At 60.5% G+C, this 17,226-nt stretch carries 18 protein-coding genes and 1 pseudogene; 9 read left to right on the top strand and 10 right to left on the bottom strand.

Going from position 1 to position 17,226, the window contains the following annotated elements; genetic code table 11:
* Positions 1–153: 153 nt before the first annotated feature.
* Positions 154–792 carry a glutathione S-transferase family protein gene (locus NUH87_RS07315; protein WP_338525419.1) on the top strand — a complete coding sequence of 213 codons (639 nt, stop codon included), beginning with the start codon at positions 154–156 and terminating at the stop codon, positions 790–792.
* Positions 793–845: 53 nt separating this feature from the next.
* Positions 846–1,211 (top strand): nuclear transport factor 2 family protein, encoded by a 366-nt coding sequence (locus NUH87_RS07310; protein WP_338525418.1) that lies wholly within the window; start codon positions 846–848, stop codon positions 1,209–1,211.
* Positions 1,212–1,238: 27 nt separating this feature from the next.
* On the opposite strand, the gene NUH87_RS07305 is transcribed toward NUH87_RS07310, so the two are convergent.
* Together NUH87_RS07305 and NUH87_RS07300 are read right to left on the bottom strand one after the other, a co-directional pair.
* Positions 1,239–1,451 (bottom strand): DUF1059 domain-containing protein, encoded by a 213-nt coding sequence (locus NUH87_RS07305; RefSeq protein ID WP_040065912.1) that lies wholly within the window; start codon positions 1,449–1,451, stop codon positions 1,239–1,241.
* Positions 1,452–1,600: 149 nt separating this feature from the next.
* A complete protein-coding gene (locus tag NUH87_RS07300) occupies positions 1,601–2,227 on the bottom strand; it encodes a TetR/AcrR family transcriptional regulator (RefSeq protein WP_338525417.1) in 627 nt (208 codons plus the stop codon).
* Between the two features lie 70 nt (positions 2,228–2,297).
* Here NUH87_RS07300 and NUH87_RS07295 point away from each other — a divergent pair, with 70 nt between their 5' ends.
* The 3 genes from NUH87_RS07295 (at position 2,298) to NUH87_RS07285 (ending at position 3,856) form a co-directional block, all read left to right on the top strand.
* Positions 2,298–2,807, top strand: a complete 510-nt coding sequence (locus tag NUH87_RS07295) for a DinB family protein (RefSeq protein ID WP_338525416.1) — start codon at positions 2,298–2,300, stop codon at positions 2,805–2,807.
* Between the two features lie 84 nt (positions 2,808–2,891).
* Complete coding sequence (locus NUH87_RS07290; RefSeq protein ID WP_338525415.1) at positions 2,892–3,509, top strand: LysE family transporter; 618 nt, start codon at positions 2,892–2,894, stop codon at positions 3,507–3,509.
* 2 nt (positions 3,510–3,511) lie between these two features.
* A complete protein-coding gene (locus tag NUH87_RS07285; RefSeq protein ID WP_422393907.1) occupies positions 3,512–3,856 on the top strand; it encodes a FitA-like ribbon-helix-helix domain-containing protein in 345 nt (114 codons plus the stop codon).
* Between the two features lie 4 nt (positions 3,857–3,860).
* Here NUH87_RS07285 and NUH87_RS07280 read toward each other — a convergent pair whose 3' ends face one another.
* Positions 3,861–4,781, bottom strand: coding sequence for a LysR family transcriptional regulator (locus NUH87_RS07280; RefSeq protein ID WP_338525414.1), 921 nt, complete (start codon positions 4,779–4,781; stop codon positions 3,861–3,863).
* A gap of 165 nt (positions 4,782–4,946) precedes the next feature.
* Between NUH87_RS07280 and NUH87_RS07275 the strand changes: the two are divergent.
* Positions 4,947–5,816 (top strand): annotated as a pseudogene (locus NUH87_RS07275) (AMP-binding protein); the annotation flags it as partial.
* Between the two features lie 81 nt (positions 5,817–5,897).
* Here the strand turns inward: NUH87_RS07275 and NUH87_RS07270 are convergent.
* From NUH87_RS07270 to NUH87_RS07240, 7 genes are all read right to left on the bottom strand, one after another.
* On the bottom strand, positions 5,898–7,088 hold the full coding sequence (locus NUH87_RS07270) for a cyanate transporter (RefSeq protein ID WP_338525413.1): 1,191 nt from the start codon (positions 7,086–7,088) through the stop codon (positions 5,898–5,900).
* Between the two features lie 93 nt (positions 7,089–7,181).
* Positions 7,182–8,084, bottom strand: coding sequence for an HlyD family secretion protein (locus NUH87_RS07265; RefSeq protein ID WP_338525412.1), 903 nt, complete (start codon positions 8,082–8,084; stop codon positions 7,182–7,184).
* A complete protein-coding gene (locus NUH87_RS07260) occupies positions 8,081–8,833 on the bottom strand; it encodes an ABC transporter ATP-binding protein (RefSeq protein WP_338525411.1) in 753 nt (250 codons plus the stop codon). Before NUH87_RS07260 ends, NUH87_RS07265 begins: the two co-directional genes overlap by 4 nt.
* 9 nt (positions 8,834–8,842) lie before the next feature.
* On the bottom strand, positions 8,843–9,976 hold the full coding sequence (locus tag NUH87_RS07255; RefSeq protein WP_338525410.1) for an ABC transporter permease: 1,134 nt from the start codon (positions 9,974–9,976) through the stop codon (positions 8,843–8,845).
* Positions 9,976–11,394: an efflux transporter outer membrane subunit gene (locus tag NUH87_RS07250; RefSeq protein WP_338525409.1), complete on the bottom strand. Its 1,419-nt coding sequence runs from the start codon at positions 11,392–11,394 to the stop codon at positions 9,976–9,978. Before NUH87_RS07250 ends, NUH87_RS07255 begins: the two co-directional genes overlap by 1 nt.
* Positions 11,395–11,592: 198 nt before the next feature.
* Positions 11,593–12,150: a G/U mismatch-specific DNA glycosylase gene (gene mug / locus NUH87_RS07245; RefSeq protein ID WP_338526749.1), complete on the bottom strand. Its 558-nt coding sequence runs from the start codon at positions 12,148–12,150 to the stop codon at positions 11,593–11,595.
* A 45-nt stretch (positions 12,151–12,195) separates the two neighbouring features.
* Positions 12,196–12,819, bottom strand: coding sequence for a TetR/AcrR family transcriptional regulator (locus NUH87_RS07240; protein WP_338525408.1), 624 nt, complete (start codon positions 12,817–12,819; stop codon positions 12,196–12,198).
* A 254-nt stretch (positions 12,820–13,073) separates the two neighbouring features.
* Here NUH87_RS07240 and NUH87_RS07235 point away from each other — a divergent pair, with 254 nt between their 5' ends.
* Genes NUH87_RS07235 through NUH87_RS07225 form a run of 3 tightly spaced genes read left to right on the top strand, consistent with a single transcriptional unit; the run spans position 13,074 to position 17,192 of the window.
* Entirely contained in the window at positions 13,074–14,213 is a 1,140-nt protein-coding gene (locus NUH87_RS07235) for an HlyD family secretion protein (protein ID WP_338525407.1), read from the top strand.
* Positions 14,210–15,706: an MFS transporter gene (locus NUH87_RS07230; protein WP_338525406.1), complete on the top strand. Its 1,497-nt coding sequence runs from the start codon at positions 14,210–14,212 to the stop codon at positions 15,704–15,706. The genes NUH87_RS07235 and NUH87_RS07230 overlap by 4 nt, the downstream gene beginning before the upstream one ends.
* A gap of 19 nt (positions 15,707–15,725) precedes the next feature.
* Positions 15,726–17,192, top strand: coding sequence for an efflux transporter outer membrane subunit (locus NUH87_RS07225; RefSeq protein ID WP_338525405.1), 1,467 nt, complete (start codon positions 15,726–15,728; stop codon positions 17,190–17,192).
* Positions 17,193–17,226: the final 34 nt, after the last annotated feature.

Here is a 17,226-nt window from a genome sequence, read left to right as displayed (position 1 = left end):
GTCATTCCTGCAACGATGGTTTTCATTCATTTCTATTTCGAAAAATAGCGCACGGCCATAGATTTGTCTCACCCAACGGCCTTTGACGCAGCCTGCATCGCGACTACGAAGCGCTTCGGCGGCGGCGGGCTCGTCAATCAAATGAAAGAGGATATGACCATGCTTGAAGTGTATGCATTTGCCACGCCCAACAGCCTCAAGGTTTCCATCGCGCTGGAGGAGTTGGGGTTGGACTACCGGCTCGTCCCCGTCAATTTGCGTCAGGGGGAGCAGAAGGGCGAAACCTTCCGAGCCTTGAATCCCAACGCCAAGGTGCCCGTTCTGGTTGACCGCTCCTCCGAGCCAGGCGTCGACGATGTGGTGCTCGGCGAGTCCGCCGCCATCCTGGTCTACCTCGCGGAGAAAACCGGGCAACTGTTGGCGAAGGAGGGCCTTCCTCGCGGCAAGGTGTTCGAACAACTCTTCTTCCACGCATCCGGCGTGAGCCCCGCGTTCCTGCAGGCGTTCCTGGCCAACCTGCAGTCGCCACCACAACCCGAGGCCCAGGCGCGTGCTCTCTCGGAAGTGAATCGAGTGCTGGGCGTGCTCAACCACCACCTTGAGCAGCGTCCTTATGTGGCCGGCGAGACTTATAGCATTGCGGACATCGCCCATTTCGGCTGGGTGTGGCGTCACCAGGCAATCGGCGCTTCTCTCGCCGAGTTCCCGTTCGTGACGCGCTGGTACGAAGAAATCTCGGCGCGGCCCGCAGTCGTGACGGCCATCAACAAGACCTTGGCGCTTGCTCAATAACGCCGCACCACCTGCGGAATCGGGTCAACGGTAAATCACTGAGGAAAACCATCATGAATGCTCGCATCAATGAACTGCTGCTTCGCAATCTTCAGGAAGTCTTTGGTGAAGGCGACGCGCGTCGTCGCCGTGAGGCCATCGAGGCGTTGTACACGGAGGATTGCCAGATCTACGTGCCGCCGGGCGTATTGGTCGGGCACGACGCGCTCGATCAATTTGCCGGAGATCTTCGCGCGACGCACCCGCACTTCGTGTACACCCCGCACAGCAAGCCGCAGGCGCTCCACAACGGCGGGCGCCTGGCTTGGGGTTCCGGTCCGCGCGGCGAGTCACCGGACTACACGGGGTGGGACGTGATCATCGTTCGTGATGGGAAGATAGCGGCGCTCTATGTCTTTCTCGATACTTCTCCCACCTGAAACCCGGTAGCGTCGGCGCGGGCCATGTTAAGCGGGACGCGGTGCTTCAACAGGCGGGGTGCCGTCGTGAAACATCGTCTTCAGTTGGGCCCGCAGTTCCGGTGAGTCGGTGTGTTTGTGGACACTGACCGCATGCTGTGCGGCGGCCTCGAGCAGTTCGCTTTCAGAGTCCGCGGACAGTGCGACCGAGCATTTGGAAGCGCTTGGAAACTCGCGGCAGTCGATGTATTTGCGCGCCATGATCCTCTTCTCCCTACGATGAAGGCAGGCCGTGGCCTGCGTGAACGATCACTCGACGCGCCACCCCCCTGGATCAAACACAATTGTCTGTCGCATCGAATGGGCCGATTTGTAAAGAATAGTATAGGTCTGCCACTGGCAACGCCGGCTTACACCCCGCCGGGTGCCAGATACGAACAGACCAGGTGCACCAGCTCTTCTTTCAGCGCTGGGGATTTCAACGTACCCCTTCGGGCTGCGCCATGAATGACCCCTTCAACCGCGGAGGAGAGCACTTGCGCCACCATTGGACTTGCCGCTTTGCGTTGTGAGTCCGGGTAGGCCGCAACAACGGCCGCATATCGCGCCAGATATTCCGTTTCGAACACGCTTTGGGCGGATACCGGACTTGAATACGGCGAGGTTTCTTCAAGCAGCACCCGATGAAGCTCCGGGTGAACGCTGTGTGCCGCGATCAGGCCATCGACCAGATCCTCAACCCGCTGCCTGGGGGACTTTTCACCGGCACCCACCGTGCGTATGACCGTCAGCACCTCATTGAGATGACGTAGCCGAATGGCCTCGATCAGCGCCTGCTTGTCGGGGAAATATTGATAGAGCGAGCCAATGCTCACACCGGCCACACCGGCGACCTCGTTGGTATTGAAACCTGCCCAGCCTCGCTCGCTCAAAACGCGAGCACCTGCTTGAACAATGGAATCGACCGTGGCCCGGGAGCGCGTCTGGCGTGGCTCCTTGCGCATCGGGGAGTGCGTCGATGGAATGCGAGTAGTCAAAAAACGCTCCCGAGAATCAAAATATAAACATATTACTCACATTCCAAAGCTTCAGAAGGGGTCACTGATCATGAGCGCGTTACCCTTGCTCCGCAGGCTGTTCAGCTATCAGGCATGGGCCAACAGCGAGCTGTTAAACAAGATGGAAGGCTTTGATCCCGAACGCCACAAAGAAGAACGCCACAGTGCATTGCGCTTGATCAATCACAGCTATGTCGTCAGCCAGATATTTGTTGCGCATCTGGTTGGCAAGCATCACGAATTCTCCACCGACAACACACCGCAGACGCCGTCATTGGCAGCGTTGCGCGTCGCTGTAGCCGCCTCCGATCGCTGGTACCTCGAGTACCTGGAGACCGTGACCCCGGAATTACTGGCCGAATCCGTGCCCTTCGTTTTTACCGATGGGGACCATGGGTATATGTCGCGTGAGGAAATGTTGACCCATGTCGTCACGCATGCCGGTTATCACCGCGGTGAAGTGGGGCAAATCATGAAGCAACTTTCCATTGAGTTGCCCTGGGATACCTTTGCTGTGTATTTGCATCGCACGGAACCTTCACGTCGATTGAATACGTGACACCACGTCGAGGTTGTTTTCAAGCGTGGGCAAGGCTATCCGTCTATCATCGCGGCAACTTTCACGTTTTCCAGAGGATTGGCCATGGCGGAACTGTTGGCGGTGATTTCCATTACCCTATTGGCTGTCATCAGCCCTGGCCCGGACTTCGCCATGGTCACGCGTAACAGCCTGATGTTGTCACGTCGAGCGGGCGTGCTCACGGCCCTGGGCATCGGGCTAGGCGTGTTGGTCCACGTCAGCTACACATTGATCGGCTTGGGACTGCTGATCCAGCAGTCTCTTTGGCTGTTCAACACCATCAAGCTGGCTGGGGCTGCCTACCTGATATGGCTGGGTATGAAAATGTTGCGGACCCAGCCCAGTGGAGCGCTGGCCGATAGCGCTGTTGCACCGCTGTCGGATCTTGCCGCGCTGCGCACGGGGTTCCTGACCAATGTTCTGAACCCGAAGACGACGATATTTATCATCAGTCTGTTCATGCAGGTTGTACGCCCTGATACGCCACTGGCTGTGCAAATCGGCTACGGGGCTTTCATCTCGGGGGCTCATATGGCCTGGTTCAGTGTGGTTGCCTTGTGCTTTTCGTCCAGCGCCGTGCGCGAACGGTTGTTGGCGGTACGCCATTGGATCGATCGTGCGTTCGGCGGGTTGCTGGTTGGCTTCGGTGTTTTACTGGCTGTTGCCAGAGGTGTGCGCTGACGGTGTATGGGACTGAAGGATTCGTCCTGGATCGTAAAGGAATTGCCCTGATTGAAATCATTGATGAATGGCGGAGATGTGCGATGGCCAGCATGACGATTCGTAATATTGATGAACAGCTCAAGGCACGCTTGCGAGTACAAGCGGCTCTGCATGGCCGCTCCATGGAGGAGGAGGCTTGCGATATCCTGCGTTCTGAGTTGTCAGTAGCATCCGGGGGCTCCGGTTCGCTAGTCGAGACTATTCGGGCGCGGATCGAACCTGTAGGCGGCATGGAGTTTGACATCGCACCACGTGAGGCGATGCGTGAGCCGCCGTATTTCGATGTCGTGACCCCTTGGGACTGAACACCTAGGCACAGACCTTGGCAATCTGCTCGCGCAGCCAGGTATTGGCACTGTTTTGTCCGGCTTTCCTGTCCCATAGCATGTCTATTGTGAAACTGGGCAAGCCCGCCGGCGCTTTACAGGAGGCGAACCGGGTCTCGTCGCAAATCAATCGCTGGATGCGCCGGGGCAAGGTGAGCACCAGGTCGGTCCCGTTGATCATCTTGAGGGCCGCCACATAACTGTTGGTACGGGCGACAATCTGCCGGGTATAACCCTGTTTGCCGAGCCAACCATCCACCATATTGGTATCTGACGTCCAAGGCGTGGGGAAAATATGCTGGCGCGCAACAAAGGTTTCCAGATTGAACTTGTTGTCGGGTGGCGTGAAGTGTTTGTCGACAACACAGACCAGGTCGTCATCCAGCAATATTTTTGATTTGAAACCCTTGGCGTCCTGATGGAAGTTAGGGCCGGCACAAATAACCAGGTCAATACGACCGTCCACCAGTTTTTCGACGGGAACGTCTTTGTGGAATTTATGCGTGTTTACGATGATGGAGAGGTTGTCCTTGATAAAGCCCTTCAACAGGTCGGGGAGAATCAGTAGTTCGAAATATTCAGGGGCGCAGATATTGAAAGTGATCTCTTTTTGGGTCGGGTCAAATGCTTTTGCTTCGGAATGACACAGGTTGATGCTATTTATGATGTGGGTCACATGGCTGTACATGCTGGTGGCCTTGCTGGTCGGCCACATGGCGTTGCGGGTGTTGATGAACAGCTCATCCTCGAAGCTGGTGCGCAGCTTTTTCAGGCAGTAGCTCACGGTGGACTGGCTGACGCAAAGGGTTTCGGAGGCCTCGGTAACACTGCTTTGCTCATATATCGCAACGAATACCATCAGGTCCTGCATGTCCAGTTTTCTGAGCAAGTTGCTATTGAGCATAAAGTCCGTCTCGATAAAAATCCATAAGTGCTACGTTGTTCATGGTTATAGAAAAACTGTCTATTTGTATATTAGTGGATGAAATTTATTTTTTAAATAGCCTCTGAGAGGCCGCCTCAATATATTCGAATGGCTCATTTTGAGACCCTCACGCAGGAGCCAAGAGTGAATATCGCCCACTGGCTGGACGACGCCGGCCTTCGCTGCCCTGAGCATCCGGCCTTGTTCGAGGGACAGCGTCAGGTCGCCAACTATCGCGCCTTTGTCGCTCTGGTTCGGTATCGCGCCGCGTATCTGATCGACGAGCACGGCATTGTTCCCGGCGACCGGGTCGTGCTGTTCATGAAGAACTGTTGCGAATACCTCGAGCTGCTCTACGCCATCTGGTGGGCCGGCGCCGTGGCGGTGCCGATCAACTGCAAGCTGCACCCCGTCGAGGCCGGCTGGATCGTCGGTAACGCCAAGGCCCGGTTGATTTTCACCGATGGCGGCCAGGTGTTCGCGCCCGGGAGGCTGCCCTTGGGGTGCCTGGAACTGGATCGAGAGGACATGGGGGCGCTCGGCTCCATCACGCTGCCACCTGATACGCCTTGTCCGCGTCATGTCGATGACCTGGCCTGGTTGCTCTATACCTCCAGCCCCGGCGGTGACTTCAACGGGGTGATGCTGAGCCACGGCGACCTGACGGCCATGTCGCTGCACTATCCTGCCGAAGCCGATCCGGCCAGCGCCGAGGATGCGGTGGTGTATGCCGCGCCAATGTCTCACTGCGCCGGCCTCTACAACTTTATCCATGTGCGCCGGGCCGCGCGCCATGTCGTTCCCGAATCCCGCGACTTCAAGGCCGACGAACTGTTCGAGCTGGCGAGCGGGCTGGGTAATATCAGCCTGTTCGTGGCCCCTGGCATGTTCAAGCAGATCGTCGAGCAGGCCCGTCTCCAGGGCCATGGCGGCGAGGGCATCCACACCATCGTCTATGACGCCCCCATGCACCTGGCGGACCTGCGCAGCACAGTGCCGAGGAACACCTACGGCGAGATCCTCAAGACGGAACTGCGCCTGTGGTTGAGGGCCAGCGCCAATGATCCCCGCGCTCCCTGAAAGGACCTGCGACGACTATTGGATATGCCGCGCGTAATGCTTCGGGTCGAAGCGCAGGACCATCACGATCATCACCGCCATCACCGCCGCCAGTGACCACCAGGCCCACTCGAAGCTGCCCAACTGGTCGCGAATCATCCCGGCAATCAGCGGTGAGAGCCCGGCGATCAGGTAGCCGATACCCTGTACGAAGGCGGTCAGGCCACCGGCACGGCGCGGGTTGTCCAGGTGATCGAGGGAGACGATCAGGCTCATCGGGAACAACCCGCCGATCCCCAGGCCCAGCAGGCACGGCCACAGCAGGGTAAAGCGTTCCGGGCTGAGGATCAGTCCGCAGAAACCGCCGATGATCAGCGCCAGCAACACCGCCAGCACCCGGCGTTTATCCTGGCTGCGATTGGCGATCGCCGGGGTGACCAGCCCGGACACGACCTCCATGGCGGTCAGCAGGCCCAGCAGCAGCCCCGCGCTCTGTTCGCTCCAGCCTTTTTCCACGTAATAGGGTGCCAGCCAGGCCAGCACACAGGTGTAGGAGGCCGTGCCGAGGCCGAAGAAGATCGCCAGCAGCCAGGCCCGTGAGTTACCGACGAACGACTCCTGGCGACTGCCCGTCGGTGCCTCCGGCAGGGGCGGGACCGTCGAGCGCTGGGCGAACCAGATGACCAGGGCCACCAGCGCCAGCAGCGCCCAGATGGCCAGGCTGATCCGCCAGCTCCCGGTCTGAGCCAGGACGAACGGCGAGAACGACGCCGCGACTGCCGCGCCGCCCATGATCGAGGTGACGTAGAGCCCCATGAACAGCGACACGTTGTTGCCGAAGCGTGACTTGATCAGCGCCGGCATCACCGCCTGGATCAGGGCGATCCCGAGTCCCGCCAGGACCGCGCTCAGGATCAGTTCGACGGTGCTGTCCAGGTACAGCCGCGAAGCTGTCGCCAGGCCGATGACCAGCAAGGACAGGACGATGGTGCGGTGTTCGCCGAAGCGCAGGGCGATGCGCATCCCGAGGAACATCGCCAGGCCCATCGCCATGACCGGCAGCATGGTCAGCAACGAGGCGGCGCTGAAACTCAACGGGATATCCCCACGAATCGCCGATAGCAGGGGCCCGACAGCGGCCATGGAAGGCCTCAGGTTGAGGGCCACCAACACCACACTGACCATCAGCCAGGCGGCGTGTGTGCTTGAAGCTCGAACATTTTCCATGGGTGAGCCTTGGTTAACAAAGCCCTGATTAGGCCATCCCGGGGAGTGGGAGCAATTTGATAAGTAGGGCGGGCTATCGAGAAATTAGGATGATCAGGATCCGAAACGCACCAGCATGCGCTGCCCTACGCGTAGCGACGGTGGTGGTGGCTGGTCGAAAGCCAATACGCATTCGACTGTGCGCATATTGGCACGTATCAACGGATCCTCTTCGAGCGTGCTGCTACCCAATACGCTACTGATGCGCAGCACATGGGCGGACAGCGGCGGTAGACCGCTGCCGCTGTCGTCCGTGACCTCGGCTTTCATCCCGGGGAGTACCGCGCCAGTAAAAGACTCGTTCAACTCGGCCCGCACGATGCGCGCTTCGTCCGGCAACAGCACGAAGATTGGCCCCGATTGTGGTGACGCGGTGGCTCCAGGTTGGATCAGGCGACGGACCACCTCGGCGTCGATAGGGGCATGCAGGCTGCGTTGCGCCAGTTCATAGCGCGCGGCAGTGAGCTTTCGGGCAGCGACTGCGGCGTCTGTACGATTATTTTCAATTTCGTCGCGCAACTGTTGCGCGGCTTCGCGAGCCTCATCGGCACTCTGGCCGTCGCCTGCACCCGCCGCCGCGGCATCGGCCAGTCGCTTGGCTTTCAGCTCGGTAAACTTGATTCGTCTCTCCAGCTGCTTCGCTTGAACCTGGACCTGTTGTTGCTCGGTCTGCGCCGCACTCACCGCCAGGCTTGCCAGATCGCTGTCCAGCGAGGCGAGCAGCTGACCTTTGCGGACGTGGTCGCCTTCGTGCACCTTGATATCGGTCACCACGCCTTCGCGGGCCATGCCAAGCTTGAGCAAGCCCCCTTCAACATCGATACGACCGCGTGCAACCGCCACAGATGTCGAGGTGGCGGAAATGGCCTTTGAAGGTGCGTCGTTACGGGGGCAGCCTGTCAGTAACAAGGTAGCGGTCAGCACAACGAGCCATGAGCAAAACGAACGCGAGTTCATGCGAGATGTTCCTTGATACCGGCAGCATTGGCCGGTCGGGGTGGCGGGGTATGATCGTTCAGGATGCGGCCGTCCTCTATGCTCAAGACACGGTCGACATGGCTCACCAAGCGAGGGTCGTGGCTGACACACAGCACGGTTGTGCCGTGGGCACGCGCAATTCTGTGCAATATATCGATGACGATCTGGCCGTTGGCGGCGTCCAGGGCACTGGTCGGTTCGTCGGCAAACAGCAACTCAGGCTCTTTCGCCACCGCGCGGGCAATGGCCACGCGCTGCTTTTCACCACCGGACAACTCGGCCGGGCGCAGTCGCATGCGCGGACCAAGGCCGACCTCTTCCAGCGCCTGTATGGCACGCCTTTGCGCATCCTTTGCGGTCAGTCCGAGGTAGCTCAGGGGCAGTTCGACCTGCTGCAGTGCGGTCAAGGCCGGAAACAGATTGAATCCCTGGAATACGAATCCCGTGTGCTGCAGGCGGAAGCGTTCCAGCGCCCGTGCATCGAGCCCCTCCAGATTTTGACCCAATGCCGTGACGCCGCCTTGGTCGGGTGCTTGCAAACCGCTGAGAATGGCAAGCAACGTGCTTTTCCCGCAGCCGGAAGGCCCCGATATCAGGGTCAACTCGCCGGGCCGTATGTCCAGTGTGATGTCGTGCAGTACGGTGCTGACGACGCGCCCCGAGGTAAACGATTTGCTTATACCCCTGGCCTGAAGTGAGATCGGTGTTGCCGATGGTGGGTTTGACATGATCTCTCTTTATCTCAACAGGCTCGCCGGGTCGGCGTGGCGTAATGTACGGATGGCGGCAAGACCGGATACCACCACCAACCCCATGCTCAGGGCCAGGCAAGCGATGGCCACGACAGGAGAGAGCGCCACCGGTACGTTGTAGCGCCCGGCAAGGGCAAAAAGAACGCAAGCCACAAGGCTGCTACCCAGCAGGCCCAGGGCTCCGACCCAGAACGCCTGCTCCATCACGACTCTGCGCAAGGCGCCTACGCCTACGCCAAGTGCGTTCAATGTCGCGTATTCGCGGATCGAGCCGATGACGGCGGCAACCAGTGTCTGACTGGTGATCACGGCACCGACCAGGAACACGATGGCGGCCAGGAACAATACGCCAGCACCCGCACCGGTATCGAACATCCAGTACATCTGCGAGCGGTGAGCGAAACTTTGCGCGGTCCACACGTCGTAGCTGCCGAACGCCGTGGCGTCGCGCAGGCGGGCGGCAACCGCATCCGCCTGGTCAGGGTCGCGTACCTTGGCCACCAGATAGGTAATGCGATCGCCAATGGTTGCAGAGGTATCGAGTTGACGAGCCGTCGACAATGAGGTCACGACGTTCACGCCGCCCAGCGCCCGTAGCCCATTGGTGACGCCTACCACGCGCACGCGACGACCGTTGATAGCCGCGGTATCCCCTATGCTGACGCCCAGGCTGTCCAGATCGGCTCGATCAACGATGACCGCGTCCGCCTCGTTCAAGCGTGCGCGTAGTTCGGCAGGCAGTACGTGCTCAAACATCAGGCCTTGGGGGCTGGCATCGATACCGGAGACAAATACGGACACGCCACCGGTATCGCGTGCGCCGCGCCAGTCGGCGTCCACCCAGCGGAAAGGTTCCACCCGAAGCACATCCGGATCCATGCGCAGGCGCATCTCCACACCGCTGTCAATCGACCGGCCGAGATTGACGCTTTGCGTACCGGGATAACCGACCCAAAGGTCGGCCGAGGAGCCGGTGATATAAACGCTGGCGCTGCCGAAGATACCGAGTACCAGTGCCGCCTGGAGCAGTTGCAGCAAACCGGCAAAGCCGACGGCAATCATCGCGGGCAGGAAGCGGCGCCACTCATAAAGCAGTGTTTGGCGGGCGAGCGCGACCATCAGTGGGTGTCCTTCATGGTTTCGGTCGGCAGCGGCGCGCCCCCGAGTGCTTTGTATAAGGCGACGTAGGCGATATTACGATCGGCACTGGCACGAGCGACCTGCAGCAGGGCTCGGTGCTTTTCAATCTGGACATTCTCCAGCTCCAGCTCGCTCAGCAGCCCCAGTCGTGCTCGCTGCTGTAACGCATCCAGGCGGGTTTGAGCGGCAGCGAAGGCCTCCAGGGAGGATTGCTCGCGCAGGCGCAATTGCTCCAGGTCTCCCAGGGCTGTTTCGGCTTCGGCTACGCCCTGCAATACGGCCTGCCGATAGGCCAGGACCGCCGCTTGCAGCTGGTGATTTTTGGCTTCTGCATTGGCCAGGCGTTGGCCCCAGTCAAACAAGGGGATACTGATCCCCGGTCCATACGAGAAGATGCTATCGCCGCTACGGGCGTGTTTGCGATTGCTCGCAATGTTCAGCGACCACTGCAGTGAGCTACCGAGGCTGATGTGGGGGTAAATATCGGCCCGGCTCATGCCGAGATCTCCCGCAGCCCGGATCACCTCTGCCTCGGCGCTGGCAATTTCCGGTCGCGTACGCAACAAGTCGGCCGGAACACTGTGCAGTTGCCATTGGCCGAGTTTCAGTTGCGGTCTTGGACGCAGCCATTGAGGGTCCGGCGCGTTCTGGCCCAACAGGACGGCCAACTGTTGCGCATGACTATTTATCGCCTGTCGCGGCTCGGTCAGAGCCATCTGCGCATGAGCCAGCTCAGCCTGGGCGCCTGCGATGTCGGAAGGGGCCGCCAGCTTGAGTCGTTCGCGAACGAGCAACAGCCTCAGTTTTTCATGCTGAGCCTCTTGGATATCGCCCAGGAAACTTTCCATTTGTTGCGCCGAGCGCAGCTCGATCCAGCGTCGACTGACTTCCGCAACCAACGACACCTGTGCCAGGCGCAGGTCGGCTTTCATCCGTTCCTCGTTTCCCAGGGCGAGGCGATCGGCACTTTGTTTCGCACCAAACAATGGCAGTTCCCATTGCGCGTCGAAACCTATCAGGAAGTAAGAAGTACTGGTGTCAGGGCTTACGGCGTCCTTGGTCCGGATACTCAGCGAAGGCAGATACGGGTCCTGGGCATGTTGACTCAGCACCCTTGTTGCACGTAAACGCTCCACTGCCTGGGCAACGTCCAGATTATTTTGTAATGCCCGCTCAACCAGCGCGTCCAGCTCCGGGTCGCCGAATGCCTGCCACCATTTATTCAGCTCTGGATGTAGAGGCAAAACACTGGGCGGCGCATTGCGCCAAGCCTCGGGTGTCGGAGGTTTCAACTGAGGCAGCGGGGCTACCGAGCAACCGGTAAGCAGTATTAGCACTAGTGATAGAGCGCACAGACTCTGACCGGAGTCCAGTCGGCTAAAAGGTTTGATAGTCATCACCACGGAGTGCAGGTTTTATTCTATGAGATTGCTTCGGAGCAGCAATCAGGCATAGATAGGGGGCGTGGGATACTTTCCCGCACTTCGGTGTATGGTTCTGTACGAAAGTGCTTGTGATTTGTATGAAGAATGTAAAAGTTTGTATTTCTGAGGTGTGCGGGAGCGATGTGATAAATAGCGCAGGCTATCGAGACATCAGGATCGGGCGTTCTCCAGGACCGAGGGGTGTTTGAAACGCGACTGCGCTTCGCCTGCGGCCAAATGGAGCTGGCGGTACGCGGCAACCAACTGATCAAGACTGAATGCACGGTTGCGCCCACTGGGGTTGGGCAGGATCCATACCGCGGCATTGCCAAAGGTTTTTGGCTGAAGCCCCCAGGTGACGTCTCGTTGGCCGGATAGCCCGCAATATGCGGCCTTGCCGAGAAATGCCACGTAGCGTGGCGCATAGCGCGCGATCTTTTGCTCGAAGGTCGCGGCGGCGGCAGTGAATTCATTTGAAGACAGCTGATCGGCCCGCGCCGTCGGCCGTTCAACCACGGCCGTCAATCCACAGCCATGTTGCAGGATCGTCCGATCGTTTTCCGGGCGGACTTCCTCCGGCGTAAAGCCGGCCAGATGCAAGGTGCGCCAGAAGCGATTATTTCGGCCCGCAAAGTGATGTCCCTGGACCGCAGCCGTCAGCCCCGGGTTGATGCCGCAGAAAATCACCGCCAGCTGTTCAGCAAGAATATCGTCGAGTCCTTCAGCCACCGCACACCTCATCATCCCGGCAGATGCCGGGCGATCCATTCGATTTCACCCGCAGATCACCTTGACCGCCTGGCGCGCCAGTTCCGTCAGCTCAGCCCGGGATTTGCCCGCCCGAGCCCGTATCGAAAGGCTATGCAGCAGGGAGGAGGCGAGCACCGCGAGGGCTGCCGGGTCGGCATCGCCGTTCAGTTCGCCGGAGTCGACGGCCGCTCGCAAACGCGTTTCGAGATCGGCGTCGAGCCGGCTGAGGCGATCGGCAAGGATGTCGCGTATTTCAGGATCCTCGACCGCCTCGGTGGTGGCGGTACCGATCGCAAAGCAGCCGCGTGGCTGACCGTCGCCCGAGAAGTAGATCGATAACTGCCCCTCGTAGAAACCCATCAGTGCCTCGCGCAAGGTCAGCGTGCTGTCCATCAGCGCTTCGTGCACGGCAGCCGAGGCCTGCGCCCAGTACTGCTCGAACGCCTTGATATAGAGCGCATGCTTGTCGCCGAACGCCGCGTAGAGACTGGGACGGTTCATGCCGGCCGCCGTGGCGATGCTGTCCAGGGAGGCGCCGGAATACCCGGTGCTCCAGAACACCCCGAGGGCTTGCTGCAACGCTGTCTGCGGGTCATACGCGCGGGGCCGGCCGCGGCCTTTGCCCTCGCTGATTTTATTTTGTGCCATGTTGTACAAAAATCCTTGAGTGAAAGTCGGTGTGGGGATATTCTTACACCATCGCACAAAATTAAGGAACCAGAAGTTCCTGGATTTCAGGTTTGTTGTGGCGGAGCTCGAACCGGGTGGTGCTGCGATGAAACAGGTGCGGTGGAGCGATCCTCTCAACCGCGCATGGACTGCTTTCTCATAGCAACTATCGATCTCAAGGCCGCAGACCCGTTTCTGCGGACTCGATTCCCGGTTTAAAGGTGCCTTCGATCATGACTCAACCGTTCGACATTCCCGCTTCGCAGACTTTCGAGCACCCAGGGCCGAACCCGGCCGGCGTGCGGATCCGCAAACCCTTCAAGGAGCGAGTGCGACCCCTGCTGATGGTGGGTGTCCCGGCGCTCCTCGCGGCGGTCGGGTATGCACGCTACCTGGCGGGCGAACCCTATGTTTCGACCGATAACGCCTACGCCCGGGTGGCGAAAGCCTCGATCAACGCTCGCGTTTCCGGGCAGGTCGTGGAAATCGCGGTCGAGGACAATCAGCCGGTGCGCAAGGGCCAGGTGCTGTTTCGGATCAACCCGGAGCCGTTCCAGATCGCGGTCAACCGGGCCGAAGCGCAACTGAGCGTGGCGCGGCTGCGTATCCAGGGACTCAAGGCCAGCTACCGGCAGCAACAGGCTGAACTGCAATCGGCCAAGGAGTCGGCCGGCTTCGACCAGAAGGAGTTGGCCCGCAAGCAGGCGCTGGTGGCGACCGAGTTCGTCTCGCGCTCGGCTTACGAGCGCGCGGACACCGACTTTAAAGTGGCCCGGCAACACGTCGCATCGATCGAACAACAGATGGCCAGCACTGTGGTTGCGTTGAACGGTAACCCGGACATCGAAGTCGACAGCCACCCGGCGATCCGTGAAGCCAAGGCTCAGCTCGACGAGGCGCAACTCTATCTTTCGTACGCGACGGTGTATGCGCCGGACGACGGCATCGTGGCCAAGGTCGACGATTTGCAGGTGGGCAACTACGTCAGCAACGGTGCGCCAGCCTTTGCCTTGATCGCCGATCAGCGGACCTGGGTCGAGGCCAACTTCCGCGAAACGGAGGTGACCCATATGCGCCCAGGCCAGGCCGCGACGATCAGTATCGATACCTATCCGGACCACCTGTTCAAGGCCCACGTCACGAGCATGAGCCCGGGTGCCGGTTCGGACTTCGCCCTGCTGCCGCCTGAAAATGCCACCGGCAACTGGGTCAAGGTGGTCCAGCGGGTACCGGTTCGACTCGAGTTCGATGAAGTCGATCCGCACCTGCCGCTGTTCTCCGGCACCAGCGCCACGGTCAAGGTCGATACCGGTTATCGCACGCCCTGGTGGCACCCGCTCAAGGCGCTGTTGACCGCAGGTTCTGACCAATGAACGCCAAGCCTGCGGGAAGTGCCGGGGGAGGGGAGCGCACGCTGAGGCTCGCCGCTTTGCTCGCGACCTATATGCAGTCGGCGAACCTGCCGCTGCCGAACGCGGTACTCAGGTTTATTCAGGGCGCCTTGTCGATGAGCGATGACCAGGCGGGTTGGGTGTTCACCTCATACCTGGCGGCGAGCGCGATCACCCTGCCTATCGCGCAGTGGCTTGCCGGGCGCCATGGCTTGAAGGTGGTGTATCAAGCGGCGATCGCCATCTTCGTCCTCGGCTTGCTGCTCGCTACGCTGGCAACGACCCCGCTGGAGTTCGTCGGTGCGCGTATTGTCCAGGGCGCCGCGAGTGGGGTGCTGGCACCGCTCTCGATGGGCATTGCCCTGGAGACCTTGGCGCCTGCGCGGCGAGGAAAATTTGGCGCGGTGTTGACGGCCATCGTGCTCCTGGGGATCGCCAGTGGCCCGAGTATCGGCGGTTGGGTTGGTGAGTATTACGGGTTGCGCTCGATCTTCTACATCAGCCTTCCGCTCTCGGCCTTCATCTTTCTCGTGGTGACCCGCCTGCTTCAGGAGAAGAAGGCCGAGAAAAGCCCGCCGTTCGACTTCTTCGGCTTCGGCACCTTCACCCTGGGCATGATCGGGCTGCAGATGCTGCTCGACCGTGGTGAACGCCTCGATTGGTTTGCCTCGCCCGAGATCTGGCTGGAAGCGCTGGCCTGTGCGCTGGGGCTCTACCTGTTCGTGGTGCATGTGCTGACCGCGAAGGTGCATTTCGTCAGCAAGGGCTTGTTCAAGGATCGCAACTTCGTGCTGTCGACGCTGATCTTCTTCGCCCTCGGTTTCGTGCTGTTGTCGACCATGGCGCTGACGTCGCCGATGCTGGATGAGTTGCTCGGCTTTCCACCGATCCTGACCGGCTGCTTGACGATCCCTCGGGGTGTGGGGCTGGTCGGCGCATTCATCCTGATGGGCCGTCTGCGCGAAAGCCTCGATTACCGGGCCTTTGTGGCGGCGGGCGTAGGCCTGGTGATTTATGCCAACTGGCTGATGCTCGGTTATTCGCCCCTGATGGACTGGCGGTCGGTGGCGATTGCCGGCGCACTCCAGGGCGCCGGTCTCGGCGTGTTGATGCCGGCGCTGGGCAAAGTGGCGTTCAGCACCCTGGACCCGAAGCTGCGCCCGGAGGGTACCGGCTTTTTCAATCTGACCCGTGTCTACGGCAGCACGCTCGGCGTGGCGGTGGTGCAACTGTTCTTCTTCAACAACACGCAAGCGATGCACCTGGCGCTGGCCAACCACCTGACCGCGTATCGCGCGGCGGCCCACTCGGTGACGGCATCGATGTCCTTGCCGGCATTGGCCGGGCTCAACGAAATGATCACCGGCCAGGCGGCGCTTATCGCAATCATCGACCAGTTCAAGATCTTGATGTGGGCAATGCTGGTGGTGAGTCCGTTGGTGTTTTTTCTTCGCAAACCCGTTCCGACCAATTAGCTTTCGTGGAGTCTGGCAAATGAAATCCAATGCATTCGTCCTCAACAGACACCCGTTCCCCGCCAAGGTCGGTGCGGTATCGGCGGTTCTTTTCCTGTCCGCCTGTGCCGTCGGCCCTGACTACAAGGCGCCGTCGGCCAGCCTGTCGCAGCACTATGACCAACAGGCCGAGCAGCGTCTTGGCGTGGCCGGCAACCCGCCCGGTGAGCAGCACATCGACCTGGGCAAGAAGCTCAACGGTGACTGGTGGTCGGCCTTTCATTCACCCAAGCTCGACCAGCTTGTCCACCGGGCAATCGACGGCAATCTCGAGCTGGTGGCGGCGGATGCCACCCTGCGGCAGGCGGCTTCGTCCGTGTCGGCGGCGGAGGGGGCGTTGTATCCGCAGGTGGGTTTCGGCGCCCAGGCCGGTCGCCAGCGGGTACACGTGGCCGCCGATCCTTCGGTGGCCAATTTCTACACGGTCGGGCCGCAGGTCGATTTCGACCTTGATGCGTTTGGCGGTAACAAGCGGCGGGTCGAGCAGCAAGAGGCGTTTGCCGATCTGCAGAGGCATCGCTACGAGGCGGCCTACCTGACCCTGACCGGCGATGTCGCCAGCCAGGCGCTGTTGCTCGCTTCTGCCAACGCGCAGATGGAAGCCGTCGAGAACCTGCTGGCCAATGACGCCAGGAATCTCGAGCTGGTGCGCATGGCCCACCTCAATGGCAGCACCACGCAGATCGATGTTTCGCTGGCCGAGACGCGTTTGGCGCAGGACCGCACGCTGTTGCCGCCACTGGCCCAGCAACGCGATTCGGCACGCCATGCACTGTCGATCCTGGCGGGAAAAGGCCCGGCGGATTGGATTGCACCTGACTTTGCGCTGGCTGAATTCGTCTTGCCGGCCAACGTCCCGGTCAGCTTGCCCTCTGAAATGGCCCATGACCGGCCCGATATCCTGCAGGCGGAGGCGGACTTGCACATGGCCAGTGCTGCCGTTGGCGTAGCGACAGCGAACCTTTATCCGCACGTGTCGCTTTCCGCGTCCCTGGCGCAGGCGGCTTCGGGTAACGGCGGCGCAGCGCTCTGGGGCTTCGCCGCAGGACTGGCGGGGCCGATCTTCGATGGTGGAACTCTCAGGGCCGAACGCCAGGCCGCCGTTGACGGCTACAAGGCGTCGTTCGCCGGCTACCAGCAGACCGTCATCAAATCGTTCGGTCAGGTCGCCGACACGCTGCAGGCGATCAACCATGACGCGCAGGAAAACCAGGCGCAGCAAGACGCCTTGGGCGCTGCCGAAACCAGTTTGCGCTTGAACCAGCAAGCCTACGCGCAAGGCGAGAACAGCATCCTGCAAGTGCTGGAGGCGGAACGCGCCTATGAGCAGGCGTTGCTGGGACAGATCCGCGTGAAGACCGCGCAGTATCTCGACACGGTGCGCTTGTTCGTGGCGCTTGGTGGTAATTCCGTGGGTGTTCTCGAGCAGAAAGTGGCCTCTCGCTGAGCGCGGCATCCCGACATTTTATGAACGGTCACCG

The organism is Pseudomonas batumici (assembly GCF_036585405.1).
Classification (GTDB): domain Bacteria; phylum Pseudomonadota; class Gammaproteobacteria; order Pseudomonadales; family Pseudomonadaceae; genus Aquipseudomonas; species Aquipseudomonas batumici.
Note: the sequence above shows the minus strand (reverse complement) of the source record. Positions and strands in the feature narration are given on the sequence as shown.

Coding starts and splice junctions, on each gene's coding strand:
- NUH87_RS07315 (WP_338525419.1), top strand. CDS start 154: ATGACCATGCTTGAAGTGTATGCATTTGCCACGCCCAACAGCCTCAAG.
- NUH87_RS07310 (WP_338525418.1), top strand. CDS start 846: ATGAATGCTCGCATCAATGAACTGCTGCTTCGCAATCTTCAGGAAGTC.
- NUH87_RS07305 (WP_040065912.1), bottom strand. CDS start 1,451: ATGGCGCGCAAATACATCGACTGCCGCGAGTTTCCAAGCGCTTCCAAA.
- NUH87_RS07295 (WP_338525416.1), top strand. CDS start 2,298: ATGAGCGCGTTACCCTTGCTCCGCAGGCTGTTCAGCTATCAGGCATGG.
- NUH87_RS07290 (WP_338525415.1), top strand. CDS start 2,892: ATGGCGGAACTGTTGGCGGTGATTTCCATTACCCTATTGGCTGTCATC.
- NUH87_RS07280 (WP_338525414.1), bottom strand. CDS start 4,781: ATGCTCAATAGCAACTTGCTCAGAAAACTGGACATGCAGGACCTGATG.
- NUH87_RS07270 (WP_338525413.1), bottom strand. CDS start 7,088: ATGGAAAATGTTCGAGCTTCAAGCACACACGCCGCCTGGCTGATGGTC.
- NUH87_RS07265 (WP_338525412.1), bottom strand. CDS start 8,084: ATGAACTCGCGTTCGTTTTGCTCATGGCTCGTTGTGCTGACCGCTACC.
- NUH87_RS07260 (WP_338525411.1), bottom strand. CDS start 8,833: ATGTCAAACCCACCATCGGCAACACCGATCTCACTTCAGGCCAGGGGT.
- NUH87_RS07255 (WP_338525410.1), bottom strand. CDS start 9,976: ATGGTCGCGCTCGCCCGCCAAACACTGCTTTATGAGTGGCGCCGCTTC.
- NUH87_RS07250 (WP_338525409.1), bottom strand. CDS start 11,394: ATGACTATCAAACCTTTTAGCCGACTGGACTCCGGTCAGAGTCTGTGC.
- NUH87_RS07240 (WP_338525408.1), bottom strand. CDS start 12,819: ATGGCACAAAATAAAATCAGCGAGGGCAAAGGCCGCGGCCGGCCCCGC.
- NUH87_RS07235 (WP_338525407.1), top strand. CDS start 13,074: ATGACTCAACCGTTCGACATTCCCGCTTCGCAGACTTTCGAGCACCCA.
- NUH87_RS07230 (WP_338525406.1), top strand. CDS start 14,210: ATGAACGCCAAGCCTGCGGGAAGTGCCGGGGGAGGGGAGCGCACGCTG.
- NUH87_RS07225 (WP_338525405.1), top strand. CDS start 15,726: ATGAAATCCAATGCATTCGTCCTCAACAGACACCCGTTCCCCGCCAAG.